Source organism: Microcoleus sp. LAD1_D3, from assembly GCF_036702135.1.
Taxonomy (GTDB): domain Bacteria; phylum Cyanobacteriota; class Cyanobacteriia; order Cyanobacteriales; family Microcoleaceae; genus Microcoleus.
Map to the genome: position 1 here is coordinate 1 of NZ_JAUBSB010000004.1, position 23,350 is coordinate 23,350.

At 44.7% G+C, this 23,350-nt stretch carries 24 protein-coding genes, 1 tRNA gene and 1 pseudogene; 10 read left to right on the top strand and 16 right to left on the bottom strand.

Annotated elements, in window-relative coordinates; genetic code table 11:
• Positions 1 to 350 (bottom strand): annotated as a pseudogene (locus QUA74_RS02925) (photosystem II q(b) protein); the annotation flags it as partial.
• Between the two features lie 359 nt (positions 351 to 709).
• Here QUA74_RS02925 and cofG point away from each other — a divergent pair.
• The gene (gene cofG / locus QUA74_RS02930) at positions 710 to 1,660 is read left to right on the top strand and encodes a 7,8-didemethyl-8-hydroxy-5-deazariboflavin synthase subunit CofG (RefSeq protein WP_333324788.1); all 951 of its coding nucleotides are present in this window, start codon (positions 710 to 712) and stop codon (positions 1,658 to 1,660) included.
• Between the two features lie 89 nt (positions 1,661 to 1,749).
• Here cofG and QUA74_RS02935 read toward each other — a convergent pair whose 3' ends face one another.
• The 3 genes from QUA74_RS02935 to cpdA form a co-directional block, all read right to left on the bottom strand.
• A complete protein-coding gene (locus QUA74_RS02935) occupies positions 1,750 to 2,526 on the bottom strand; it encodes an SDR family NAD(P)-dependent oxidoreductase (RefSeq protein ID WP_333324790.1) in 777 nt (258 codons plus the stop codon).
• Positions 2,527 to 2,728: 202 nt separating this feature from the next.
• Positions 2,729 to 4,207: an alpha-amylase gene (locus tag QUA74_RS02940; RefSeq protein ID WP_333324791.1), complete on the bottom strand. Its 1,479-nt coding sequence runs from the start codon at positions 4,205 to 4,207 to the stop codon at positions 2,729 to 2,731.
• Between the two features lie 191 nt (positions 4,208 to 4,398).
• Positions 4,399 to 5,280: a 3',5'-cyclic-AMP phosphodiesterase gene (cpdA, locus tag QUA74_RS02945; protein WP_333324793.1), complete on the bottom strand. Its 882-nt coding sequence runs from the start codon at positions 5,278 to 5,280 to the stop codon at positions 4,399 to 4,401.
• A gap of 74 nt (positions 5,281 to 5,354) precedes the next feature.
• Here cpdA and QUA74_RS02950 point away from each other — a divergent pair.
• Positions 5,355 to 5,425 (top strand) — tRNA-Cys (locus QUA74_RS02950).
• Positions 5,426 to 5,965: 540 nt separating this feature from the next.
• On the opposite strand, the gene QUA74_RS02955 is transcribed toward QUA74_RS02950, so the two are convergent.
• From QUA74_RS02955 to QUA74_RS02970, 4 genes are all read right to left on the bottom strand, one after another.
• Positions 5,966 to 6,889, bottom strand: coding sequence for a leucine-rich repeat domain-containing protein (locus tag QUA74_RS02955; protein WP_333324795.1), 924 nt, complete (start codon positions 6,887 to 6,889; stop codon positions 5,966 to 5,968).
• 279 nt (positions 6,890 to 7,168) lie between these two features.
• Positions 7,169 to 7,798: a type II toxin-antitoxin system PemK/MazF family toxin gene (locus QUA74_RS02960; protein WP_333324797.1), complete on the bottom strand. Its 630-nt coding sequence runs from the start codon at positions 7,796 to 7,798 to the stop codon at positions 7,169 to 7,171.
• Entirely contained in the window at positions 7,785 to 8,327 is a 543-nt protein-coding gene (locus QUA74_RS02965; protein WP_333324799.1) for a type II toxin-antitoxin system antitoxin SocA domain-containing protein, read from the bottom strand. The genes QUA74_RS02960 and QUA74_RS02965 overlap by 14 nt, the downstream gene beginning before the upstream one ends.
• 129 nt (positions 8,328 to 8,456) lie before the next feature.
• On the bottom strand, positions 8,457 to 8,927 hold the full coding sequence (locus QUA74_RS02970; protein ID WP_333324801.1) for a DUF4079 domain-containing protein: 471 nt from the start codon (positions 8,925 to 8,927) through the stop codon (positions 8,457 to 8,459).
• Positions 8,928 to 9,023: 96 nt separating this feature from the next.
• Here QUA74_RS02970 and QUA74_RS02975 point away from each other — a divergent pair, with 96 nt between their 5' ends.
• Entirely contained in the window at positions 9,024 to 10,505 is a 1,482-nt protein-coding gene (locus tag QUA74_RS02975; protein WP_333324803.1) for an ankyrin repeat domain-containing protein, read from the top strand.
• A gap of 176 nt (positions 10,506 to 10,681) precedes the next feature.
• On the opposite strand, the gene QUA74_RS02980 is transcribed toward QUA74_RS02975, so the two are convergent.
• Positions 10,682 to 11,614 carry a 2OG-Fe(II) oxygenase gene (locus QUA74_RS02980; protein WP_333324805.1) on the bottom strand — a complete coding sequence of 311 codons (933 nt, stop codon included), beginning with the start codon at positions 11,612 to 11,614 and terminating at the stop codon, positions 10,682 to 10,684.
• Positions 11,615 to 11,926: 312 nt separating this feature from the next.
• The gene (purH, locus tag QUA74_RS02985; protein WP_333324807.1) at positions 11,927 to 13,474 is read right to left on the bottom strand and encodes a bifunctional phosphoribosylaminoimidazolecarboxamide formyltransferase/IMP cyclohydrolase; all 1,548 of its coding nucleotides are present in this window, start codon (positions 13,472 to 13,474) and stop codon (positions 11,927 to 11,929) included.
• Between the two features lie 475 nt (positions 13,475 to 13,949).
• Here purH and QUA74_RS02990 point away from each other — a divergent pair, with 475 nt between their 5' ends.
• Positions 13,950 to 15,842, top strand: coding sequence for a PAS domain S-box protein (locus QUA74_RS02990; protein WP_333324809.1), 1,893 nt, complete (start codon positions 13,950 to 13,952; stop codon positions 15,840 to 15,842).
• A gap of 203 nt (positions 15,843 to 16,045) precedes the next feature.
• Here QUA74_RS02990 and glcD read toward each other — a convergent pair whose 3' ends face one another.
• The 3 genes from glcD to QUA74_RS03005 form a co-directional block, all read right to left on the bottom strand.
• Entirely contained in the window at positions 16,046 to 17,521 is a 1,476-nt protein-coding gene (gene glcD / locus QUA74_RS02995) for a glycolate oxidase subunit GlcD (protein WP_333324811.1), read from the bottom strand.
• Positions 17,522 to 17,590: 69 nt separating this feature from the next.
• The gene (locus QUA74_RS03000) at positions 17,591 to 18,475 is read right to left on the bottom strand and encodes a DUF6671 family protein (protein WP_333324813.1); all 885 of its coding nucleotides are present in this window, start codon (positions 18,473 to 18,475) and stop codon (positions 17,591 to 17,593) included.
• Between the two features lie 89 nt (positions 18,476 to 18,564).
• Entirely contained in the window at positions 18,565 to 18,957 is a 393-nt protein-coding gene (locus tag QUA74_RS03005) for a transporter (protein WP_333054053.1), read from the bottom strand.
• 123 nt (positions 18,958 to 19,080) lie between these two features.
• Here QUA74_RS03005 and QUA74_RS03010 point away from each other — a divergent pair, with 123 nt between their 5' ends.
• From QUA74_RS03010 to QUA74_RS03020, 3 genes are all read left to right on the top strand, one after another.
• On the top strand, positions 19,081 to 20,292 hold the full coding sequence (locus QUA74_RS03010; RefSeq protein ID WP_333324815.1) for a glycosyltransferase family 2 protein: 1,212 nt from the start codon (positions 19,081 to 19,083) through the stop codon (positions 20,290 to 20,292).
• A gap of 129 nt (positions 20,293 to 20,421) precedes the next feature.
• Entirely contained in the window at positions 20,422 to 20,676 is a 255-nt protein-coding gene (locus QUA74_RS03015) for a hypothetical protein (RefSeq protein ID WP_333172072.1), read from the top strand.
• Entirely contained in the window at positions 20,673 to 21,023 is a 351-nt protein-coding gene (locus QUA74_RS03020; RefSeq protein ID WP_333255831.1) for a type II toxin-antitoxin system PemK/MazF family toxin, read from the top strand. Before QUA74_RS03015 ends, QUA74_RS03020 begins: the two co-directional genes overlap by 4 nt.
• Positions 21,024 to 21,145: 122 nt before the next feature.
• Here QUA74_RS03020 and QUA74_RS03025 read toward each other — a convergent pair whose 3' ends face one another.
• The 3 genes from QUA74_RS03025 to QUA74_RS03035 are packed head-to-tail and all read right to left on the bottom strand — an operon-like array spanning position 21,146 to position 21,819.
• On the bottom strand, positions 21,146 to 21,352 hold the full coding sequence (locus QUA74_RS03025; protein ID WP_333324817.1) for a type II toxin-antitoxin system HicB family antitoxin: 207 nt from the start codon (positions 21,350 to 21,352) through the stop codon (positions 21,146 to 21,148).
• Positions 21,342 to 21,605 (bottom strand): BrnA antitoxin family protein, encoded by a 264-nt coding sequence (locus QUA74_RS03030; protein ID WP_333324819.1) that lies wholly within the window; start codon positions 21,603 to 21,605, stop codon positions 21,342 to 21,344. Before QUA74_RS03030 ends, QUA74_RS03025 begins: the two co-directional genes overlap by 11 nt.
• A gap of 40 nt (positions 21,606 to 21,645) precedes the next feature.
• On the bottom strand, positions 21,646 to 21,819 hold the full coding sequence (locus QUA74_RS03035; RefSeq protein ID WP_333324821.1) for a hypothetical protein: 174 nt from the start codon (positions 21,817 to 21,819) through the stop codon (positions 21,646 to 21,648).
• 57 nt (positions 21,820 to 21,876) lie between these two features.
• Here QUA74_RS03035 and QUA74_RS03040 point away from each other — a divergent pair, with 57 nt between their 5' ends.
• The 3 genes from QUA74_RS03040 to QUA74_RS03050 all read left to right on the top strand — a co-directional run bounded on the left by QUA74_RS03040 (position 21,877) and on the right by QUA74_RS03050 (position 23,250).
• Positions 21,877 to 22,221, top strand: coding sequence for a PadR family transcriptional regulator (locus QUA74_RS03040; protein ID WP_333324823.1), 345 nt, complete (start codon positions 21,877 to 21,879; stop codon positions 22,219 to 22,221).
• A gap of 1 nt (position 22,222) precedes the next feature.
• Entirely contained in the window at positions 22,223 to 22,888 is a 666-nt protein-coding gene (locus tag QUA74_RS03045; RefSeq protein ID WP_333324825.1) for a hypothetical protein, read from the top strand.
• 113 nt (positions 22,889 to 23,001) lie between these two features.
• Positions 23,002 to 23,250 (top strand): hypothetical protein, encoded by a 249-nt coding sequence (locus QUA74_RS03050; RefSeq protein ID WP_333324827.1) that lies wholly within the window; start codon positions 23,002 to 23,004, stop codon positions 23,248 to 23,250.
• The last annotated feature ends 100 nt before the right edge of the window (positions 23,251 to 23,350 follow it).

Consider the following 23,350-nt stretch of genomic DNA (forward strand, 5'->3'; position numbering starts at 1 on the left):
AATACTACCAATTGGTAGGGGCCGCCGTTGTACAACCACTCATCGAGGGAAGCTGCTTCCCAGATTGGGTAGAAGTGCAAGCCAATTGCGTTAGATGAGGGAACAACTGCACCTGTGATGATGTTGTTACCGTACATCAAGGAACCTGCTACTGGTTCACGGATGCCGTCGATGTCCACTGGAGGAGCAGCGATGAAGGCGATGATGTAGCAGATGGTGGCGCTCAGGAGGGTAGGAATCATCAAGACGCCGAACCAACCGATGTAAATCCGGTTGTCTGTGCTTGTGACCCACTCACAAAAGCGTTCCCAGACATTGGCGCTTTCGCGTTGCTGTAAGGTTGTTGTCATTTGTTTATGATTGCTTTATTTGGTTTTCAATGTTCGTGACGGCTTTGTGTTCCGCCATGTTAATAAACATAAAGCTTTTATTTCAGTTTGTAAAGACCTTTTAAGAACAGTTTTTCTTATAGGTGTCATAAATTATGCTTTTTAAAAGCCAGAACGCTTGCTGTATAAGGAGTTTAAAAGCTGAATGCGGAATTGGTGGACGATCGCCCACCAATGAAGAATACTCATAATCTACCTGGACAACGAGATTCCAGACTTGCGTCAGTGTTAAGATACATCAAGGGTTGCGATCGCCAACCGCAAAACTCCCATTGACATATATGTAGTTGCACAAGTCCGATCGATAAAAATCCCAAGGAATGTCCCGCACCGTCACCTACAGCCCTGCTTATACTCTGGTTCCCACTTACGAGTGTTTTAACCGCTGCACCTATTGCAATTTTCGGGCAGAACCGCTGCAAAGTCCTTGGCTAACACTTGCAGAAGCCGAAAAACAGCTTTTGCTGCTGCAAACTCAAGGTGTAATTGAAATTCTCATCCTCAGCGGCGAGGTACACCCTCACAGTCAACGGCGAAAAGCTTGGTTGCAGCGGATTTACGATTTGTGCGAACTGGCACTTGCTCTGGGATTTTTGCCGCATACTAATGTGGGGCCGCTCAGCTTTGAGGAGATGGCACAGTTAAAAGAGGTGAATGTATCGATGGGGCTGATGCTAGAACAGCTTGCCCCACATTTGTTACAAACGGTTCACCGACACGCACCGAGTAAAGTGCCGGCGCTGCGGCTGCAACAGTTAGAATGGGCTGGGAAATTAAAGATTCCGTTCACAACTGGTTTGCTGCTGGGAATTGGGGAAAGTGAGGCCGATTGGATTGAGACATTAGAGGCGATCGCCCGGATTCATTCGCGTTACAATCACATTCAAGAAGTTATCCTCCAGCCTCACAGTCCGGGAAATCAACAAAGTTGGGAAGGCGAAGTTTTTGATGCTACAAAAATGCCGGAAGTAATTGCGATCGCCCGCAGCATTTTACCTGATGAAATCAGGCTGCAAATTCCCCCCAATTTAGTTGCACAGCCAAAGATATTGCTGGCTTGTTTAGAAGCAGGTGCTAGAGATTTAGGAGGAATTGGGCCGCGGGATGAAGTTAATCCCGATTATCCTCACCTGCAACACCAAACTTTAACAGAAATTTTAGCAGCATCGGGATGGCAACTCGTGCAGCGTTTGCCTGTTTATCCTCAGTACGATAAGTGGCTGCCGCAGACTTTGCAAACGGCTGTTAAACAATGGAGAGTTAGTCATTAGAAATTCTTATTTCTTAGTCCGCGCAGGCGGACTTCGTTTGACAAGAAGCGGTTTCAACCGCCGAGTGATAAAAATAAACTATTGAGATTTTAAATCAAAGAACCGCCACCATCAATCCAGACTTCAGTACCTGTGATGAAGCTGGAGGAATGTGATACCAGAAATAACACTAATTGGGCGACTTCTTCGCTAGAACCGGCCGTATTATCCGTCAAAGGAATCATGTCTTGAATGGAATCAGGGTCGACTGGAATGCGATCGAGATGGCGCTTAACGGTGCTTTCCTCAATGGCAGTTAGCACCCCGCCCGGACAGATCACATTGACTCTAATTTGGCAGGCTGCGAGTTCTAGCGCCAGCATTTTTGCAAAGGCTACTTGGGCAGCTTTTGAACAAGCGTAGGCCGTGGCACCAACTTTCCTGAAACTTCTGGTGCCATTAATTGATGATGTAATGACAATCGAACCTCCTTGTTTTTTCAGATGAGGAACAGCATACTTAACAGTCAAAAATGTTCCTCTGAGGTTGGTGTTAATTGTCCGATCCCACTCATCGGGTTCTATCTCCTCTATCGGCGACCATACACCGTTAATACCCGCATTTGCAAACACAATATCAATTCTTTGATATTCGTCAAAAATTGTTTGAAATGCTTGTTGCATTTGCTGAGAATCCCCAACATCTGCGGCAATAGCCAGCCCGCAGCCTCCTTCCTTGACCAACTGGCGGACGGTTTCTTGCCCCGTTTCCAAAATGTGATCGATAATCGCAACTTTTGCGCCTTCCTTGGCCATTAAAATGGCTGCTGCATGACCAATTCCCGACCCACCGCCGGTAATAACTGCAACTTTTTCTGAAAGTTTCATATTTTTTTAGATAAATATTTTTTTTTGCGATCGCCTAGCATAAAAATAATACTAGAGAGAGGACTAAATTCCTCACTAGAAACAAGTTTCCGTCATCAAAATCATGAAAGTTACAAGTGGTTTAAGGCACTAATTATAGCGGTAAGGTGTGCAGTGCACACCCTACTTTAGGCAGAGGAGTACGTCACTTTTAACGCAGTTCTTACGGCTGGGGCACCCAGACAGAAACTGAACCAGCGTTACACCGAAAATCCGCCCAACCATCGTCATTAGTTGTGATGGGTTCTTGGATATGTTCGGTGATGTCAATATAAGTTCGATTCGGTTGTCCGACTTCCATAAACTTGGTGCCATCGCCTCCGTTACTGAGTACCACAGCCATGCCGCCCGGATGTTCTTCATCTCCGAGTCGCGTCCAGCCAATAGTGTTGGCGTGGTCGAAGTAATCGTACTGATTGCCGTAGGAATAGGTTTGGCGCGCTAACAAGAATTTATCGAGAATAAACTGATGTTTGTCTAACCAAATCTCGTATTCGTTGCCATCGTTTGCTGTATCCTTATAGTTAGCGCCGTAATAATCCGGGTAAAAAATGCACGGATATCCTTCGCGCCGCAGCAGAATTAAAGCGTAGGCAAGGGGTTTAAACCAAGCCTCGACAACTGATTCTAGGGATTGTAAGGGTTGGGAATCATGGTTGTCAACCAAGGTAACGGCGAGGGCTGGTTGCTGTTGGACGAGGGTGTTATCAAAAATTGTTCGTAAGTCGTAGCTATTGCCGGCTTTGCTAGCAGCGTAGAAGTTGTAGTGGAGGGGCGCGTCAAACAAGGAGACTTTACCATCGGTTGCTTGGATGAAGTAGTGCAAAGCTTCAACTTCATAAGACCAATATTCACCGACTGCAAATAGGTCGCGTTGGGCATAGTGGCGAACGTGTTCCAACCATTCTTGGAAAAATTCTGCTTTAACGTGTTTGACGGCATCGAAGCGAAAGCCGTCAACGTTTGTTGTATCGACATACCACTCACCCCAGTATTTTAACTCCCCGCTGACTTCTGGGTTGTCCATATCTAAATCGCAACCCATCAGGTAGTCAAAATTACCTTTTTCTAAGTCTACTCCTTGATCGAATTCTTTGCCTTTTAGCAGGTAAACGGCATGGGTTTCTGTGTTGTAAACGTTGTAATCAATGGCGTCAAAATGCCACCAATGCCACTCCATGCTGGAATATTTTTTGTCGCGACCGGGGAAAGTAAAATGCGTCCAAGCTTTGATTTTTTGATATTCGCCTACGGTGTCATTCCGGTTGTCGGGATGGAAGGGTGTGGCTTCGGCTTCTTCTTCTGCATCGGCACCTAATTTGTGGTTGAAGACAACATCAGCATAAATCCGAATTCCAGCATCTTGTGCAGCTTTAATCGCGGCCAAATACTCATCTTTTGTCCCGTATTTCGTGCGTACCGACCCTTTTTGGTCGAACTCGCCTAAATCGAATAAGTCGTAGACGCCGTAACCTACATCCATACCGCCGCCAGTTCCTTTATAGGCGGGTGGCAGCCACAGGGACGTAACGCCTATTTTGGCTAAATCTTTTGCAGATTTTGCTAGCTGATTCCACAGGCTGCCGTCGTCGGGGCTGTACCAGTGAAAATACTGCATCATGACGCCATTTAGTTCAGACATATATTTAGTTTTTCCTGTTTTGTTAAATTGCAATCGACATTTATGTTCGTAGCTCGCTAGTTTACGTATGTCTGCAATCTATGGTTAATAAATATCATAATAGATGGGGCTGCTAAAAAGAATCTATCTGTTGATGTATTGACAACAAAATGTAAATTTGATAGTAATTATTTTAGGTCTACTAAAAAATATTAAGTTAGTGGCGATTTTGCAGCAACTCGCTCAACTCTGGTGTTCCAAGTACCGTCGATCGCCAATTCAAGCAATCTAAATCCCGGCGGGATTTCGTCAACTATAATCGGATGGCTTTTGGGTAAAAGTTGGATGCAGGTGCTGGGTGTCCCCAAGTAGGTAACTGCGCCCCGCTGTTGTTGAAATTCTTGGTGAATGTGGCCACAAAGAACGATTTTTATTTGAGGGTATCGATCGACAATTGCCAAAAATTCATCGGCATTGTGCAGCATCATTCCATCCATTATTTCACAGTCGATCGGCAAAGGATGATGGTGCAAGGCAATGATAACAGGTCGATCGCCCGTTTGTTGCAGTTGAGAATCCAGCCAATGCAAGCTTTCTGGGGAAAGCCGCCCGCCGTCGCATCCGGCTTCCACACTCGAAAGTAATAGAAACTGCCAGTTTCCTAGTTTCCATGATTTTTCTGGGGAAAGAGGCGACTGATTTAAGATTTCTGCCATGACTGGGATGTTGTCGTGGTTCCCAGGTATCCAGTAGGCGGGAATTCCGAGGGGGGCGATGAGGGAGACGAGGCGCTGGTAGGATTCTGGTGTTTCGTCTTGGGACAAGTCGCCTGTGAGTAGGAGTAAGTCGGGCGGCGGCTGTATCTGTTGCAAGCGATCGAGAACTGTTTGGAGGGTGCGGGTTGTTGAGAGGCCTTTCCATTCTCGATCGATCTCTGCAAACAAGTGAGTGTCGGTGATTTGGGCGACGAGTAGAGGAGAAACGAGTGTCATGGCTGGTGTTGCGGGCGATCGATGTAGTTCTAGAATAGCCTCGGATGGGTTTTGGGGATATGGGAAAAAAGGGCGATTCCCTACGGGATAGCTGCGCTTCACGAAATTTTTGACAGGTATGTTAAAATTTTCGAGATTTGGTGTACTATAAGAAAACGTCAAATTTCAGACGTGACGGCGGCATAGCCAAGTGGTAAGGCAGAGGTCTGCAAAACCTCCACCCCCAGTTCAAATCTGGGTGCCGCCTTAATTTTTAGTATTTTTAATAAGTCTTAAATGCTTGTGTGACAAGGTTTTTGCGTTTGTTATAGACTGTAAATTGTATTTAAATGTGCATAATTGATTGCGGAAAGTAATGCAAATTTAATGCAATGCAAAAAGTGCTGACCATTAAGACCAGAGTGGGCAGAATAGTGGGAGCTAGCGGACATTAAGAGACCACCTGTTACGGGTGAATGCCATGCTGATCTTGGCGATCGCGTTTGTAAGTTTTTCGCCCGATCGCCCTTCGACTTTTGCGCTTACGATTTGCGCCACGCTTGGGCGATTCGAGCGATTCGTTTCGGGCTAGATTCCTCGCTGGCTGCTAAACAGATGGGGCACAGCTTAGCCACGCATACGCAAACCTATCACCGGGCTCTCAATGAGCGCGAACAGCAGCGAGCTTACGATCGGATTTTGTCGCTGCACGCGCTTTCTGACTACACTTAGATTTTGGATTTTCTACCTAACACAGCATCATAGGGGCGTGGTTGTGCTTACGTGCCTCCCATTACAACAATTTCCACTAACTGTCCTCAAGTATTCTCAGATTTGGCAACTGTCTGATCGCTTGTGGGATGGAAATAATCTGATCCCCTTCGATGTCAAAGTATCTCAGGTTGAACAGTTGTCCGAGCGATTCTGGAATGGAGGTAATCGGATTACTTCCAATGCTAAGCTCTGTCAGATTCGACAGTTGCCCAAGCGCCTCTGGGATGGAGGTAATCTGATTATCAGAAAGGTAAAGCAGTTGCAGATTATACAGTTGCCCAAACGCTTCTGGTATGGAGGTGATCTGATTACCAAAAAGAATAAGGTCTGTCAAATTCGACAGTTGTCCAAGCGTCTCTGGAATGGTTCTAATTTGATTATCGTTGAGATCAAGCTTTCTCAGATTGAATAGTTGCCCAAGCGCCTCTGGTATGGAGGTGATCTGATTACTGTCGAGGTGAAGCTCTGTCAGGTTTGATAGTTGCCCGATCGTTTCAGGTATAGAGGTAATGCGATTTCCTCTGAGGTTGAGTTCTGTCAGGTTTGACAGTTGCCCGACAGCTTCAGGGATGGAGGTAATGCGATTGTAGCTGAGGTCAAGCTTAGTCAGGCTTGACAGTTGCTCTATCTCTCCAGGGATGGAGGTAATGCGATTTGAATAGAAGTTCAGCTCTGTCAGATTTGATAGTTGCCCGATCGCTTCAGGGATGGAGGTAATGCGATTTGAACCGAGGTTAAGTATTTTTAAGTTGGTTAATTCAAGGACAGCATTAGGAAACTCAGTTAACCTATTTCCAACCTGTCTGTCTTCATCTTGGCCCAACAGCAAAGTTTCAAGTTTTATGCACTTGGCAATTTCTGGTGGCAACTTTTTCAACTTCAGCCCCGACAAATCCAGTTTTGTCGAATTCTCCTCAGATGCTTGATCGATTCTCTGCACTGCTTTCTCTCGCGTCATGTTCTTTGCCTCTCAGTGAAATTCATTTTAGTGTGACTATGATTTTAGTCTATCTCTCGTCTATCAAGTTCTTCTTTCCGCAGTAAAACTTAGCTAAAACTGTCCGAAATTTCGGACAGTTTTAGGGTAGTGGTATTTCGTAAAGGACAGAGTAAAATACTCTATTTTGGAAGTCAGACTGGGTAAGACTCCTCGAAAGGTCGATTATTCTTCATCCTTTACGAAAAGACACTACCCGTACTCCTACGCGATATTTGATTTTTTGTAGATGTCTATTGACTACGATCGCAAATCGTCGATCAGTTTTTCTATAGCCATACTTTTTGTGGTTTCATCTGGCAGATAATTAAACACTTTCTGCAAAAATTCTATAGACGCATTTTCAATAAACCAATCTGCACCCGGATTATCCCCAAGATTTAAAAAATACTTTAAACGTTCCTCTATAGCTTCCTTATCTGCTTTATCCAGTTGTCCAACTCGCTTAAGCCACTCCCCTTGCGAATCTTTAAAACAGTTAGCATCAACAGTACATATCTGATGCACTAGAGCGAAGGAATTCTTAGAAAGACCATTTGTGCTTGTAGAATTAATCGGATATACAGTTGGCAAACCTTTATAGGTTTCTTGTGAAGTCAACGGAATCAGCGTCAAAGTTTGGATGTATTTAGATTCATCTTGAAATTGGTCACTTGTCCAAACAATATAAGGATGCTCTCCCCGAAAAACCCGACTCGAATTAATCACCTGAGTGCAAGAAATTGTCTTGCACTCAATCTTCCCTGGTTCATGTATCTCATAAATATGATGATGACCGAGTTTGCAACGAAGAGATACTCTATAGGGATTGATAAAATAAATCCAACCTTGACGCGGTTTTTGTCCAGCCACTCGCTCACCCCAATTCACTCATTAACTTTTCTCTTTCTTTGTACAGATTCAGTCTCACCTGTTCCTCTGGTTCGTGGCTATATTTAACCTCAAGCATGGGAGCAGTGCTATAGACATATTGTAGTAATTGATTCAGTTTATCCTCTCCGGCACCGGCCCATTCTCTCCTGATGTTGTCAAGCATGAGCTTCAGACCTAAAGGTAACTTTAAATCATCTACATTCCCGGCTCTCTCACCAAGTCTGATGAATATACTTTCTCCCTGAGATTCTTGAACAATCTCTTTGCCATTCATTTGATTTAAAACAGCCTCTATGCCTTCATTCCAAGGCCCATAGTAATAATAACGCCAATCTAAATCAGTAAGCTGTTTGTCTGTCCATTTGACCGCATAAAGATCGGCTAAGTACAAAAACTTGATTAACTGCATTTTTGTAATATAGCCTTTTGTTGCGTAGACAAAGTATTTGATCAGGTTTTCTAGCATGGCTTTCCTTCTTTTGATTTCAAAAAGCTCCCTAATTAATCTTATAATTTGTTCGCTCAATTTAACTTTATTCTATTATATCATCCAAAGGAAAGCTTGGCTATTAAACCACTAAAGAAATATCACAATTTAATTGCTAATCACTAATCGCCCCAAAGCAATTAGCAATTAGCAATCTTGCCCAAATTATCACATTTTGCTGATAATTCTCAGCAGGATTTCCACGCCTGTTACCGCTTGCCAGCCAAACAGCCCCAAAAGCACAACATTCAGAAAAATGTGAGTGTTTCTCGCCCAATCATTGCCTTTTTGCATCAGAGGAGTCAGCGAGGCCGAAATGGCAATCATTGCCGTCATTCCCAATCCTGCTACTAAGTGCGGGGCGACAAATAGTTTGCCGTTGTTGATGTAGGTGACAGCCATTCCGCCCACTGCACCCGTAACCATCAAGGCTAACAGCAAAGAACCCATCTGGTGATGCTTGATGTTGAATTTGCCCTTAATTAACTCTTTTTTGACTTCGCCTTCCGCGCTTCTGGTACGTCGGATTTGCAGGCCGAGATACAAAGCATAAAATGAGATGGCCAGCAGTACCCACATTAAAACTGGGTGGAAGAATTGGCTCCAAACTTTCACTGACTGAGGAATTTCGAGATTCATAGTGTTCTGAGGATTAGCAAACATACTTCATAAAACTTAGCATACCAGTCAGGCCGTCTCATGTGATGGTAAAAATATACGGTATGAGAGACTATTATGCCTGCCACTAAACAAGACGCTGTATTGATTCAAGCCGCCAAGACTGGCAACATTATTCACGTCCAAGCTTTACTCGCTAAGGGAGTTAACGCTAACGCCAAAGACTCTGAGGGGACGACGGCTTTGATGTTTGCTGCCCAAAAGGGCTATACAGAAATCGTGCGTACTCTACTAAACAATGACGCTAATGTCAACCAGGTGAGCAGGCGTTTTGGGCTAACGGCTTTGATGCTAGCGGCGGCTCACAAACAGGCTGATTCTGTGCGACTGTTGCTGGCTGCGGGTGCTGATGTTAATGCTAAAAATGATGATGGAAGTACAGCTTTGATGGCGGCTTCTCTGAAGGGCGATATCAATGTTGTGCGGATGTTACTTGATGCTAATGCTGATGTAAATATCCGAGATAAAGATGGAGATTCAGCTTTGAAAATAGCTGCTTTATCCGGTCATCAAGCTGTTGTTAAAGCTTTAGTGGATGGGGGTGCTGTTGCTGACAATTCTATGCTGTTTTTAACTGTCCGTCAAGGAAGCGCAGAAATTGTGCGAATTTTGCTCAAGTGTGGGGCGGATGCTAATGTTAAAAATCTAGAGAGCAAAACTGCTTTGATGCTGGCTGCGACGGCGGGAAATTTGGCTGTTGTCGAGGCGCTGTTGGCTGCTGGTGCTGATGTCGAAATTCCCGACAAAAACGGAGAAACTGCTTTAACTTTGGCTGCGGATGCCGGCAATACTGATGTGGTGCAAACTTTGCTTGGTGCGGGTGCTAATGCGAATGTGAAAAATGGAGATGGGGGCACGGCTTTGATGGCCGCTGCTGCTGGGGGAAATGCGGCGATCGCCCATATCTTACTCGATGCTGGCGCCGATATCAACGCTAAGGATAAAGATGATGAAACTGCTTTGAATTTTGCCGTGGTTGAAGGCTGCGAAGATGTAGTGGAATTGCTCTTAAACCGAGGTGCTAGTGTCGGTTCTAGAAATCGGTTGGGCGATACGCCTTTACTGGTGGCGGCTGTTCACGGCCATAGTGCGATCGTATCGGCTTTGCTGCAAAAAGTAAACTCAAATCGGGCTGAGTTTCTGAATGCTAAAAACTTTGGGGAGACGGCTTTGACGCTGGCTGCGTTTCACGGACATACCGAGACGGTGAAGGCTTTGCTTGACGGCGGTGCTGATCCCAATGTCCCGGCGGATTTGGGGAAAACTGCTTTAATGAAGGCGTGCGATCGAGGTTATATTGCGATCGTCCAATTATTAGTCGAAAAAGGTGCCGATGTCAACTTGCTAGATGATTCGGGCGCAACCGCTTTAATGTGGGCCGCACATCGGGGTTATCCTGATGCAGTAAAGATTTTAATTGATGCTGGTGCAGAAATAAACCACAAAAATCCGGGAAATTATACAGCTTTAATGCTGGCAGAGTTTAAAGGTTATTCTAATGTGGTGAAATTGCTCAAAAGTGCTGGAGCACTGGAGTAAGAATGAAATCGTTTTGAGTAAGGTAATTCTGTCATTCTGAGCCTAGGCTTTGGGAAGTAAAGAAGCTCACATATCGGGACTTACGCACTGTAAGGGTGTGGCAATAATTGAGATTCTTCGCCTTACTCAGAATGACACAATTAGGTGATTAGTGCATCCAGGACACTGAATTAACCTCAATTTGCTTTGCGTACCCAGCCGTTAATAGTAAAGCGGCTATCAGCAAAAGCTTTTGAGGGACAGCTAACTCGCAAAACTTCGTGCATATAGCGACTCAGAAAAAATACGATGCTGTTATTGCGCGGTTCAACGGTTCTGAATGTCTTATCCGCAACATAAAAATTGTTCTCAATTTTGCTGTTATAAATCTGCAATTCGCCGCCTGAAAAAGCCTTGGGTTCTCGATAGAAATAGTAAACGTAAGTAAAAAATCTGCTTGCGGTATCTGGCGAGCCGCTGTCGTTGTGAAGTTTATAAAAGTTGTTGTCATTGTGCATGGTTAACTGAGCTTCTATCTCACCAAGCGGAAATGAGGGAATATTTAATTTTTGCAGCACGTCGGGGAGAATTGCTTTGATGCGATTAACCATCAATTCGGAAAATTCAGGGAACGAGTGGAGTACCATCGAACGGCGGTAATCTTCGGCATTGGTTGAGGTGCTGGTACTCACAAATTCTGATTCTTTTGCTAAGACATATTTAATGAGTTTGTTCTTTTCTGCAGGTGTCAAAAAGTTGTCTATTTGGGCGTAGCGAGATATTAAATCGTCATTTACAGGCGGCGCAGGGGCGGGAATTTCTGGGGCGGGAATTTCTACGGGAGTTGCAGGCTGCTGCGGTTGCAGTTCCTGCAAGTAAATTGGGGGTTCGGTGACTAATCCGACTAGGTTTTCGCCGGGAAAAGAAAGGGCGGAACGACCTCCGTCTATAGGGATTTGAAATAAGGTGGAAAAACCTGGTGTTTGTTGAGTGCGATCGACTAATGTTTTGATCAGGCTGTGCAATAATGGTGTATCAGATTTAAGGGTGACGGTGCATTGATGTCCGCCGGTGAGCAGGATTTTGACTTTTATGTCTTGGGGTTTAATTTGCGGTTGAGTGTAAGTCATAATTTTTTAAGGACGCAACTGGGAATTTGGTACGACATAACAGTGTTGATTGGTGTCATAGCCTTCCAGATCCCCCCTAACCCCCCTTAAAAAAGGGGGGGACAAGAGTGTCTAAATTCCCATTAAGAAGGGGGGGACAGGAGTTTTCTCAAAGTCAACCCCTACTCCCCAACAACCAGGGGGATGCGAGGGGGATCGAGACTTAGAGTAAAACCAGAGATACAAAGAATTTCCGACTTACGTTAAGACCAATAAACACTATTGTATCCCTACAATATGGCACACAATTGAAAATGGGTTTAGGTCTTATTCCTAATGCAAAAAGTGCCGAATATCAGTGAAAACCATTGTGATTCCGAGTTGGTTGGCGGCTTGAATGGAATCTTGATCGCGCATACTTCCGCCCGGTTGGACGATCGCAATTATGCCCGCCTCAGCCGCAGTTTTGACTGAATCGTCGAAGGGGAAGAAACCATCGCTAGCCAAAATCGCTCCTTTGCTTTTGTCTCCTGCTTGTTCCAATGCTAGTTTAACCGAACCGACGCGATTCATTTGTCCGGCGCCGACACCGATTGTAGTGCGATCGCGCGTCACAACGATCGCATTTGATTTGACGTGTTTCGCTACTTTCCAAGCAAACAGCAATTCTTCTAACTCTTGAGCAGTCGGCTGTTTCTCAGTAACGGTGCGCCATTTGCTAGTTTCTTCTACTACATTATCTGACTCTTGCACCAGCAAACCGCCTGCAATAATTTTAACTGTTTGTGGCGGCCCTTGAGTCAAATCAGGCAAAATTAATACTCGAACTTTTGCCTTCTTCTTGATGATTTCTTCGGCTTCCGGTTCGCACCCCGGCGCGACAATACATTCTAAAAATGTTTGAGTTAAGGCCGTTGCGGTAGCAGCATCAATCGGGCGGTTGAGGGCGACAATTCCCCCGAAAGCTGACACTGAATCGGTGTCGAAAGCTTTTTGATACGCTTCAGAAATTGTTGTTCCCAAGGCTGTGCCGCAAGGATTTGTATGCTTCAAAATAGCGGCGGCGGGGGTGTCGGGGAATTCTACGATCAGCCGCCTTGCTGCTTCTAAATCTACTAAATTATTGTAGCTTAATTCTTTGCCTTGCAAGATGGTGCTAGTCGTCCAGCCTGTCGCTGTACTTCCGCTTTGATACCAGGTGGCGGCTTGATGGGGATTTTCGCCGTAGCGGAGAGTTTGCAACTCTTTTCCTGATAAATTAAACTGCTCTGGTAGCGAAGATTTTTCAGCGGATTGGCTGCTGCTGAGATAACTTGCGATCGCGCGATCGTAGTTGGCTGTATGTTTGAAAGTTTCTAGGGCGCATTTTTGCCGAAACTCTAAGGATGCTTCGCCGCCATTTTCCCGCAGTTCTTTTAAATAAGTATTGTACTGTTCTGGATCGCACAAAACTGTCAAATGAGCGTGGTTTTTGGCTGAAGCTCTCAACATTGCTGGCCCGCCGATATCTATCTGCTCAATTGCATCTGCTAGAGTAACTCCTGGTTTAGAAATTGTCTCTTCAAATGGATACAAATTGACTACAACTAAATCGATCGCCCGAATTTGATTTTCATTTAAATCTGCGATGTCTTGCGGTACATCGCGGCGCGCTAAAATGCCACCGTGGATTCGTGGGTGAAGTGTTTTGACTCGCCCTCCCAAAATTTCGGGAGAACCAGTATATTCCGCAACTTTGGTGACTGGGATGCCTGCTTCTTTGAGGGCTGTTGCTGTCCCGCCACTACTAATTATGTCAAATTCAAATTCTTCTACTAGACTGCGCGCTAAGTCGATTAGTCCGGTTTTATTGGATGTGCTCAGAAGTGCTAGACGTGCCATTGGTTTGAAGTTGCGATCGCAAAAATAGACAGGTTATATTCTATACCAAGTCGGGTGGCACGGACATGATTTGGTAATGGCTAATTATGATTATTTTTAAGAAATTAAAGAAGAGTTCGCTTATTTTTGACCATATTTTTTGTCAAACTTATATAATATTTTATACTAACCAGTGGCTTCTAAATATGTAGAACTTGCGCGTGGAACTGGTTATTTTGTGAGTGCAAGGGGGATTGAAGCCATATTCAGCTTGCACAGTTCGTGTCGCTACGTAAGTGTCAATGTTGTTGAAGTTACTTAATAAAACTTAATAGATAAATTAATGGCGATCGCTGTTGAATTTTAACGATGTTTTATGATGAATTCTAAAAGTAATGTGCTAGCATCGGGTGTAAATTGCTCACCCCCTAAATTTCCTGGAAAATTGGGCGATCGCAATACCTTAATCTAAACACTAATTTGGTAGGGTTGAAATATGTTTTTTCAAGAAGCCGATCAAGAAAATAAGCTCAGTAATATTAGCAGGAATCAGAAAAAAACTGCTCACAATATGCCCCATAGAACAGAGTACCAACAGGTTCCCAAAAAAAGAGCCGAGAATTCGACGGAGGCTAACATTTCCGAAGCTTATAGTCTTAGTCTGTGCGAAATGCAGCAGATGGAGCGAGCAATGGAACAGCTAAAGCAGGATTTGAAAGCTAGCGAATCTCGGTTTCGGAATGTGATCGAAAAAAATGCCGACAGCATTGCAATCGTTAACAAGCGAGGACTTGTCTGTTTTGCCAACCAGTCAGCAGAAGCGCTGTTTAACTGCAAAGCAGAGGAACTTCTAGGGCAAGCATTTTTTGGCAATTTGGTAGTAGAAGCTTCAGCTTGCGACATTGAGATGGACACGGATATGATTCCCCAAGTTGGAAAAACAGAAGCAGCCGGAACTCGCGTCGTGCAAACAGAAGTTGAAGCTATTCGCAAGCAAAAAGCAAATGCTGTAGTAGAAATGCGGGTGGTGGAAACGCAATGGGATGGAGAGATGGCTTATTTAGCTACGCTGCGAGACATTACCGATCGCAAGCGCGCAGAAGAAATGCTTTGGTTGTACGATCGAGCTATAGCAGCTACTAGCACCGGAGTTACGATTTCTGACGCCACTGACCCCGAACATCCAATTATTTATTGCAATCCCGCATTTGAAAGCATGACAGGTTATCGGCGGCAGGAAATTATCGGAAAAAACGGCCGATTTTTGCACGGAAGCGATACAGATCCGGCGGCAGTAGAAATAATTCGCCACGCCTTGCAAACAGAAAGCGAATGCAAGGTAATATTAAAGAATTACCGCAAAGACGGAACCGCTTTCTGGAATTGTTTCTCCATATCTCCCGTGCGCGATAGAATGGGCAAATTAACTCATTTTATTGGCGTACAGAGAGACATCACAGAGCGCAAACAAGCCGAAGAAGCCTTGCATAATTCCGAAGCACAAAGCAGAGAGCAATCCGCTCAACTAGCAGCCACACTTAACCAACTCAAAGCCACTAATTCCCAATTAGTTCAAAGCGAAAAAATGTCTAGTTTGGGATTGCTACTTGCCGGCGTCGCTCACGAAATAAACAACCCCGTCAGCTTCATTTACGGCAATCTCGCTCATCTCACAAATTATACTCAAGACTTGTTTCACCACCTCGAACTTTACCAAAAGCACTATCCTACTCCTGTCGCAGAAATTCAACAGGAAAGAGAAGAAAATGATCTCGATTTTTTAGCTGAAGATTTACCTAAAATACTGTCTTCAATGAGCGTTGGTGTCGAGCGGATTTGCCAGATTGTGCAGTCGCTGCGGAACTTTTCGCGGCATGACGATTCACAGATGAAACCCGTTAACCTCCACGAAGGTATTGACAGCACGCTGTTAATTCTAAATCACCGTTTGAAAAGAAAGGGAGAAAACCCGCCAATTGAAATTGTCAAACAATACGGAAACTTGCAGCCTGTTGAATGTTTTTCAGGGCCGATAAATCAAGTTTTTATGAATATTCTTAGCAATGCGATCGATGCCTTAGAGGATGCGAACAGTAGGCGAAATTGTCAAGAAATGGCAGAAAAACCCAGCCAGATTAGGATTGGTACGGAAGTGGTCGGCAATTTTGTAGAAATTAAAATTGCCGACAACGGCCCGGGAATAACTGAGGAAGTCAAGCAGCGCATATTCGATACATTTTTTACTACTAAACCCATTGGCAAAGGCACGGGAATGGGTTTGTCAATTAGCTATCAAATTATTGTAGAAAGGCACAAAGGCGAATTAAATTGTACTTCGGAATTGGGCAAGGGCACGGAATTTACTATCAAAATTCCGATCGCACCTTAGCGCGGAATGTACAATCTGCACCTTACCAAATTGGTATATCGGCAAACAGGCGAGCGGGACTCTCGCACTCGTAAAAAACAATTTTTCTCGTTTTTTATCGTTCCCAGACTCGGGCTGGGAACGCATACTTAGAGGCTCTGCTTCCCCATTGTAGAGACAATTATCAGGTGCTTTTCGGCTCAGCTTACCGCATAAATAGCGAATTAAAAAACCTCTGCACCCTCCAACTTCTTAAAAGTTTCAACCTTAGCCCTCGCCGCTTCCCCGCAAGTCTTCGGCGTCGGAAACATCTTCCCAGGATTCGCCAAACCTTTCGGATTAAACACCTGACGCACCCACTGCATCGTCTCCAAATCTACCTCCGAAAACATATCCGGCATAAAACACTTCTTGTCAGCACCGATGCCGTGTTCCCCCGAAAGACTTCCCCCAACTTTCACGCAAAGCCTGAGAATTTCCCCGCCCAATTCTTCCACCTTTTCCAGCGCACCTTTTACCGAGTTATCGTACAGAATCAGCGGGTGCAAATTCCCATCTCCCGCATGAAATACATTAGCAATCCGATAACCGTATTTCTCGCTCAAACCCTCAATTTCTTTCAAAACATAAGCCATTTGCGTTCGCGGAATTACGCCGTCTTGCACGTAATAATCCGGGCTGAGATGACCCGCCGCCGCAAAAGCAGCTTTCCGCCCTTTCCAAATTTTTAGGCGCGTTTCCGGGTCGCTTGCTGTCGTGATATTTCGTGCTCCGTTATGCTTGCAAATATCAGCAATCCGCTGTTTATTTGTGGCAACTTCCACTTCTAAACCGTCAATTTCTACGAGGAGAATTGCCGCCGCATCGCGGGGATAACATCCAGTTGCCACCACATCTTCCACAGCATTGATGCTGATGTTATCCATGATTTCCATGCCGCCGGGAATAATGCCAGCGCTGATAATATCGGAAACTGATTCGCCCGCTGCTTCTATACTGGAAAAATCCGCTAGGAGAACGCAAATCGATTCCGGCGCTTTGAGAATTCGCAGAGTAACTTCTGTAGCGATTCCTAAAGTGCCTTCGGAACCGACAAATACACCAGTTAAATCGTAACCGGGCATTTCGGAAATTTCGCCACCGACATCGACAATTGAACCGTCGGGAAGTACCAATTTTAATCCTAAAACGTGATTCGTTGTGACTCCGTATTTGAGGCAGTGAACCCCGCCAGAATTTTCGGCAACGTTGCCACCAATCGAACAAACAATTTGACTGGAAGGATCGGGCGCGTAGTAGAAACCGGCGCCGCTAACTGCTTGCGTTACCCAGTTATTAATTACTCCTGGTTGCACGACAACTTGCTGATTTTCTAAGTCTACTTTCAGGATTTTTCGCATCAGGGCAGTGACAATCAGCACGCAGTTTTCTACAGGCAAAGCGCCGCCGGAAAGGCCGGTTCCTGCGCCTCTAGCTACCCAGGGAATTGAGTTGCGATCGCATATTTTGACCACTTGCGCCACTTCCTCCGTAGTTCGAGGCAATACCGCCACGGCGGGGCGCTGGCGATAGCTGGCGAGTCCGTCACACTCGTAGACAATCAATTCTTCGCGGCGCTGTACGACGCCATTTTTGCCAACTACAGCCTCGAATTCTTTAATAACGGGTTTCCAGTTGCGTTCTGTTTCTATTGCTATCATTAGGGAATTTAATTAGGGAACTATCAATAATATTGTTACAAACTTTACTATTTTTGTGCAATTATTTTTCTAAGGGTTGCAATATTGACACAGGGAAGGATCGGCAGTCTCTCGACCGTCGGGAAATTGTTTTTCTTTAGTATAACCGCAGTTTTTGCATTTATAGATTGCCGATCGCACTAGCTGAGTCGGAAAATAGCAAAGTCCGCAGGGCAATCCGATTTTCGTCTCAGCAATATCGAATCCCGGCCAACCGCACTCCGGGCAGAAGTGCTTGAATTTTTTAACTAAATCGAGAGTTGCATTTTCGATGTTTTTCATCCGAGTTGGATTGTACATCGCCCGCATATCTGTTTCGATGTGAACTCGGCCGGTTGACGATTTTTTTAAGCCTGCTGTCACAGCGTCAAAAAGTTGTTTTTCTGTCCTAATGCCCTTGACAATTTCGCCGTTACCGAGCGCAGCATCGCCAACTACAACCACCAGTCCATGTTCGGGAAATCCAGCTTTTTTCGCAAAATCATCTGCTTCTTCTATACTGGAAACTAACTGGTGACTATAGTTAGTTTCAACGGAGAAAGAGTCGCCGATTAGTTCTAGATTGTTGGCGCGATCTAATAAAATTACTATTTCTCTGTTAGCTGGCAGATACGGCATCATTGGGTGAGGGCCGAAAGTACCTTCGCTGGCAAAGGCAAGAGTTTCACCCGCAATTTCTAGGGCTTTTTGGGCTTTCTGGCGAGCTGCTTCTATTTGTGTTCCTAAGCGTTTAACTTCTCTGGTGAAGGTGCCGAATTCGTCTGTATCAAGTGCCGCAGGTACTAGGATATTTACGCCCAATTCTCTTTCCAAAACGGGAGCCATCACCTGTTCTTTCTGGTGCATGGTAGCAAGAATTGCGGTGCGATCGCTCAATAATTGATTGGGATTCACAGGCTCAGAAATATTAGACATATAGCAGCATCATTTCATCACAGAATGCTCAAATAAACCCTTTGACCTAAGTTATCACTTCAGCACTAAAGCGTCAATCTTAAAAGTAGCTAGTTGCCCCCAGTCACTCCCCCAGCTTGACCTCTGAGTACAAAAATTACTCCCGTCATAATTAGCGCCACGCCTACTAACCGCAGCGGCGGCAAAGGCTCGTGAAATATCAGTTTGCCGCCTAAAACAGTAAACAGGTAACTAATTGACAGTAAAGGCGAGACTATGCTAAGGTTTGCCCGCGACAAAACTACAATAAACCCGATCGAAGAAATTGCATACAAAGAAAGACCAGTTACTATCAACGGCTGAGTAGCCATTGCTATAATTTTTTCTATTAAATTAGCAGCGCCAATGGGCCCTAATATTTTAGCTCCTGCCTTCAGACTAAATTGACCGGCGACCCCGCACAATATTGCAGCAAGCAATAACAGAAAAACGCTTCTATTCATAAATTTACTAACCTATAGTACAATCAAAAATTGCCGTTCCCAAAAACCTGAAAAACTTTAATTAAGTTTGGCTAGGTTTTATTCACCACTAATATTTTAAGCAGAGATACGGGAAAATCAAGTATGGTCGATCGCGATCGAGAATGGAACAAATATATGGCAGAGCAGACCAACCCAAGCGGAGAATACACTCTAGAACTATCGATACTCATGCCTTGTCTGAACGAAGCAGAAACTTTAGAAATCTGCATACAGAAAGCACTGAGGTCGCTGCGCGAACTTGATATTGCAGGCGAGGTCATCATAGCAGACAACGGTAGCACTGACGGTTCTCAAGCTATCGCTACCAGAATGGGAGCGAGAGTCGTGCCCGTAGCAGCCAAAGGCTACGGCAGCGCCCTCATGGGAGGCATCATGGCAGCGCGCGGAGTTTATATTATCATGGGCGATGCTGACGACAGCTACAATTTTTCCAACCTCGGCTTTTTTGTCGAAAAATTGCGAGAAGGTTTCGACTTAGTGATGGGAAACCGCTTTCAAGGGGGAATCAAACCGGGTGCAATGCCGCCGCTGCACAAATATTTAGGAAATCCGGTGCTGACATGGGTTGGGCGACTATTTTTTGCAAGTCCCGTCGGCGATTTTCACTGCGGACTCAGGGGTTTTAGGAGAGACTCAATTTTGAAACTCGACTTGCAAACAACGGGGATGGAATTTGCTAGCGAAATGGTGGTCAAGGCCTCTGTATACAAGCTGCGGATAACTGAAATCCCAACCGTACTTTCTCCCGACGGCCGCAGCAGGCCGCCGCACTTGCGAACTTGGCGAGATGGCTGGCGGCACCTGCGATTTTTGCTGCTTTACAGTCCTCGCTGGCTGTTTTTGTATCCGGGTACTGCGCTGATGATTTGGGGTCTAATTATCGTGGTTTGGCTGTTACCCGGTACTCAAAAGATTGGGAGTATCAGCTTTGATGTGCACACGCTGCTTTATGGTGCGATCGCAATTATCATCGGTTTTCAAGCAGTAACTTTCGCTTTTTTTACCAAAATTTTCGCCATCAGCGAGAAATTCCTGCCCGAAGACCCCAAACTCAACAAAATATTTCGCTATGTCACGTTAGAGACAGGATTGATTGTCGGAGTCACGCTGATATTAATCGGAATAGTTGGGTCGTTCTTGTCATTAACTATCTGGAGCGAAACAGCTTTCGGTTCTCTCGATCCTTCTAAAACTCTGCGTTTGGTTATTCCCTCGCTCACTTGCCTGACTGTTGGTTTGCAGATGGTTTTGTCGAGCTTTTTTCTCAGCGTGCTGAGCTTGAAGCGTAGGTGATAACATTAAAGTTACTGCCAACATTCCTCAAAACTAAATCGCAATGCAGGGGAAGTTCAGGGCGATCGCACTTCCTTCGATCCTAAATTGCTATAATGACAATCAGCAAAAAATCTTAATGAAAAATCTATGTCTACTTATAGCGAGGTACTGAGTCAGGCTCAAAATCTCACTCTTGAAGAGCAACAGCAGCTTTTAGAAGTATTGTCAGCATTGATTCGCGATCGGGTAACAACCCAAACTCAGGGTAAACGATCGGAAATTGATGCAGCACTGATTGAAATGGTACAAGATCCAGAGTATCAAGCTCAAGTGCTACAGATGGAGGCTGAGTTTGCGGTAGCGAGTTGGGAAGCGCTGCAATTGGGAGAATCTCCTGTATGAACCGGGGAGAAGTCTATGATGCTAGACTTGAGCCTGTTGAGGGTTCTGAACAAGGAGGAACCCGTCCTGTTATCATCGTTAGTCGAGCTACAATCAATACATATAGCCCTGTAGTTTTGGCTATTCCCTGCACTACTTATCAAACTGGTAAACGAGTTTATCCCACTCAGGTATTAATTAAAGCTCCCGACGGTGGATTAACCAACGATTCTATCGCTATGGCAGATCAAGTACGGGTATTATCTAAACCTCGTTTATTGAGTTTACGAGGAATGCTTAGTGATGAAGCAATACTTCTGCTGAATCAAGCTTTATTAATTGCCTTGGATTTGCCTGGTCAAGTTTAATTGCACTTGAGGAATATCAGGGCGATCGTACTTTGGGAAAATAAGGGCGATCGCACTTTGGGGAAGATCAGGGCGATCGCGCTTTGGGAAGATAAGGGCGATCGGCTGTGATTCTATCTCAACTATGCAAACATCGATCGACCTTTCGGTTGAGGAATAGGACGGCCCAGTGCGTTAGCCGTTTCTATCCACTCCTGCATAATAATCTCTAGATTTTGCAATGCTTCTTGATAAGTTTCGCCATCTGCAGCACATCCGAGCAATTCAGGTAGTTGGGCAATAAATGCCTGGTCTTCCTCACTCCAGTAAAGGATTAGTTCATACTTCATGATTCTTCTTTATGTGATGTTCAACATAAGAGCGCAGCACAGCATTCATTAGAGATTGATAACCTTTTCCTTGGCTTTTAAACCAATCTAATACATCGCTATCAACTCTTAAAGAAATAGCTTGTTTTGTCAGTGGTGTTACGAATTTTGCTTTTGGCCAAAAATTCGCATCTAATTCAGGAATATCAGAGGTATCGATCGCAGATTCTGGAATATTCTCTAATTCTTCAAGTCGTTTGCGCGAGATAGTCATATTCAAACTGCATGATGCTGTATATACAAAACGTATCTACTTATCCTATAGCACAAAGGCGATCGCCCTTCGAGAATACTCCCCAAAGTTCGATCGACCGAAAGCGGAGGAGAGGCTTCCTACTCATCTGCCTCCCATCCTGATTTTGGGCGATCGAAGCGATCGGGGAAGCGAGCGCTAGCTTCAGCAGCTCGATCTCAAAGTAGCTTGACACTATCAAATAGCTTGATATACCCTAAAGTAGGAGATGAACATCAAGTGACGGGAGATAATGATAAAGACTCAAGATAGCATTTTTGATTTGTCGCCAAAAGAAGAAGCTGTACTCACATCAGTCTTTCACCGCGAACGTTACGGCTTGGAGATTATTGAGGCGGTGAAGGAGGCGAGTGGCGGGAAAATTAAACTCGGCTTTGGTTCCCTGTACCCAACCCTCCACAAGCTAGAGGAGAAAGGCTATTTAGAAGCACGCTGGGGTGATGAGACGCCGGAAGAAAGAGGTGGTGCAAGGCGGAGGTACTACAGAATTACAGGGTTAGGTCAGAAAGTTTTAGCTGAAAAACAGCAATTTCTCAACGATCTGGCTGGGCGGGAACCAGCTTGGGGAGGGGTATAAAATGAGCGAGAAAATGTTGTTAACCAAAGGCCAACTTATCATCACCAGCATAAGTATCATCTCATTAATTTTCTTCAGCTTTATTATTGGTGATGTGCTGGGTATAGTCTGCCTTTTCTCTAATCCTAACCTAGCAAAGACGCTATTTGGCATATTTCTGTTTTGTCCTGCCACTTTCATACTTGTTGTGGGACTTATTTTTATGTCTTATGGTATGTATCATTTTATTTTTGGTGCAGAGCTAGGGCCAGAAAAGGGTAGTAAAATGATTCTAAATTCCGTAGTTTACATTTTTTTTCCGGGTATCTTCATTCTGGTGACTGATGTTATTTTTCTCAAAGTCCCATTTGGCATCCATCTGTTGTTTAGTTACTGCTTCTTACTGCTTTTGCTATTTGGAACGCAGGTTTACAGAGGATGGTCAGCCATACCAGAAGAAGATACGAAGGCTCGGTTCATTGCTTTTCTTAAAAATATCATTCCAATAGAATTTCAGGAAGAGTGGCTGGGTGATTTGCGAGAGCAGCATCATCAGTCAATCAAGGAAGGCAAGCCACCCTGGAAAGTAGGTTTCATAACCTTATTCACAGGTTTAGGTTTAATTTTGTCTTACTTCTGGTTGAAAGCCGATAAGTTCGTTTCACGATGGATGACCAGAGCAAAATAGGTTTTCTGAGGATAGACGCTACAGCTAACAAGCAACGGTGGAAATCCCAGAAAAAAGGCACCGCTAACTAACCTGGTGCCTGCATTCAATAAAACACACACCAATTCTAACATATGCGACAGCTCAAACGTTCTCATGGTGTCAGAGTTCCCAACTCTCAACGCCGTCAGTTTTTTGCTACCCAAGTTTTACTGGTCAAGATGGCAATTATTTGCTTTGCAGGTGGTGTGACTATTTACTATCACCAAAATTTCATAGTCGGCACATTCGCGTCAATGATTGCAGGGTGTACTGTAGAAATAATTGACGCTTGCTGTGAAAAAAACAGCGATCAAAAACCGAAAAAAATGTCAAGAGGGTGAGGTAATCTCGCGCCAAAACAACACCACCTTTACCCCAAAACCCTCCCAAAAATGTAAGGACACAGCATTGCTGTGTCCCTACAGATTAAAGGTGATTGTC

Coding starts and splice junctions, on each gene's coding strand:
- glcD (WP_333324811.1), bottom strand. CDS start 17,521: ATGATAGCAATAGAAACAGAACGCAACTGGAAACCCGTTATTAAAGAA.
- QUA74_RS03005 (WP_333054053.1), bottom strand. CDS start 18,957: ATGAATAGAAGCGTTTTTCTGTTATTGCTTGCTGCAATATTGTGCGGG.
- QUA74_RS02990 (WP_333324809.1), top strand. CDS start 13,950: ATGTTTTTTCAAGAAGCCGATCAAGAAAATAAGCTCAGTAATATTAGC.
- QUA74_RS03045 (WP_333324825.1), top strand. CDS start 22,223: ATGAGCGAGAAAATGTTGTTAACCAAAGGCCAACTTATCATCACCAGC.
- QUA74_RS02935 (WP_333324790.1), bottom strand. CDS start 2,526: ATGAAACTTTCAGAAAAAGTTGCAGTTATTACCGGCGGTGGGTCGGGA.
- QUA74_RS03015 (WP_333172072.1), top strand. CDS start 20,422: ATGTCTACTTATAGCGAGGTACTGAGTCAGGCTCAAAATCTCACTCTT.
- QUA74_RS03030 (WP_333324819.1), bottom strand. CDS start 21,605: ATGACTATCTCGCGCAAACGACTTGAAGAATTAGAGAATATTCCAGAA.
- QUA74_RS03020 (WP_333255831.1), top strand. CDS start 20,673: ATGAACCGGGGAGAAGTCTATGATGCTAGACTTGAGCCTGTTGAGGGT.
- QUA74_RS03000 (WP_333324813.1), bottom strand. CDS start 18,475: ATGTCTAATATTTCTGAGCCTGTGAATCCCAATCAATTATTGAGCGAT.
- QUA74_RS03025 (WP_333324817.1), bottom strand. CDS start 21,352: ATGAAGTATGAACTAATCCTTTACTGGAGTGAGGAAGACCAGGCATTT.
- QUA74_RS03010 (WP_333324815.1), top strand. CDS start 19,081: ATGGTCGATCGCGATCGAGAATGGAACAAATATATGGCAGAGCAGACC.
- QUA74_RS02970 (WP_333324801.1), bottom strand. CDS start 8,927: ATGAATCTCGAAATTCCTCAGTCAGTGAAAGTTTGGAGCCAATTCTTC.
- QUA74_RS03050 (WP_333324827.1), top strand. CDS start 23,002: ATGCGACAGCTCAAACGTTCTCATGGTGTCAGAGTTCCCAACTCTCAA.
- QUA74_RS02955 (WP_333324795.1), bottom strand. CDS start 6,889: ATGACGCGAGAGAAAGCAGTGCAGAGAATCGATCAAGCATCTGAGGAG.
- QUA74_RS02975 (WP_333324803.1), top strand. CDS start 9,024: ATGCCTGCCACTAAACAAGACGCTGTATTGATTCAAGCCGCCAAGACT.
- QUA74_RS03040 (WP_333324823.1), top strand. CDS start 21,877: ATGATAAAGACTCAAGATAGCATTTTTGATTTGTCGCCAAAAGAAGAA.
- QUA74_RS02940 (WP_333324791.1), bottom strand. CDS start 4,207: ATGTCTGAACTAAATGGCGTCATGATGCAGTATTTTCACTGGTACAGC.
- QUA74_RS02980 (WP_333324805.1), bottom strand. CDS start 11,614: ATGACTTACACTCAACCGCAAATTAAACCCCAAGACATAAAAGTCAAA.
- purH (WP_333324807.1), bottom strand. CDS start 13,474: ATGGCACGTCTAGCACTTCTGAGCACATCCAATAAAACCGGACTAATC.
- cofG (WP_333324788.1), top strand. CDS start 710: ATGTCCCGCACCGTCACCTACAGCCCTGCTTATACTCTGGTTCCCACT.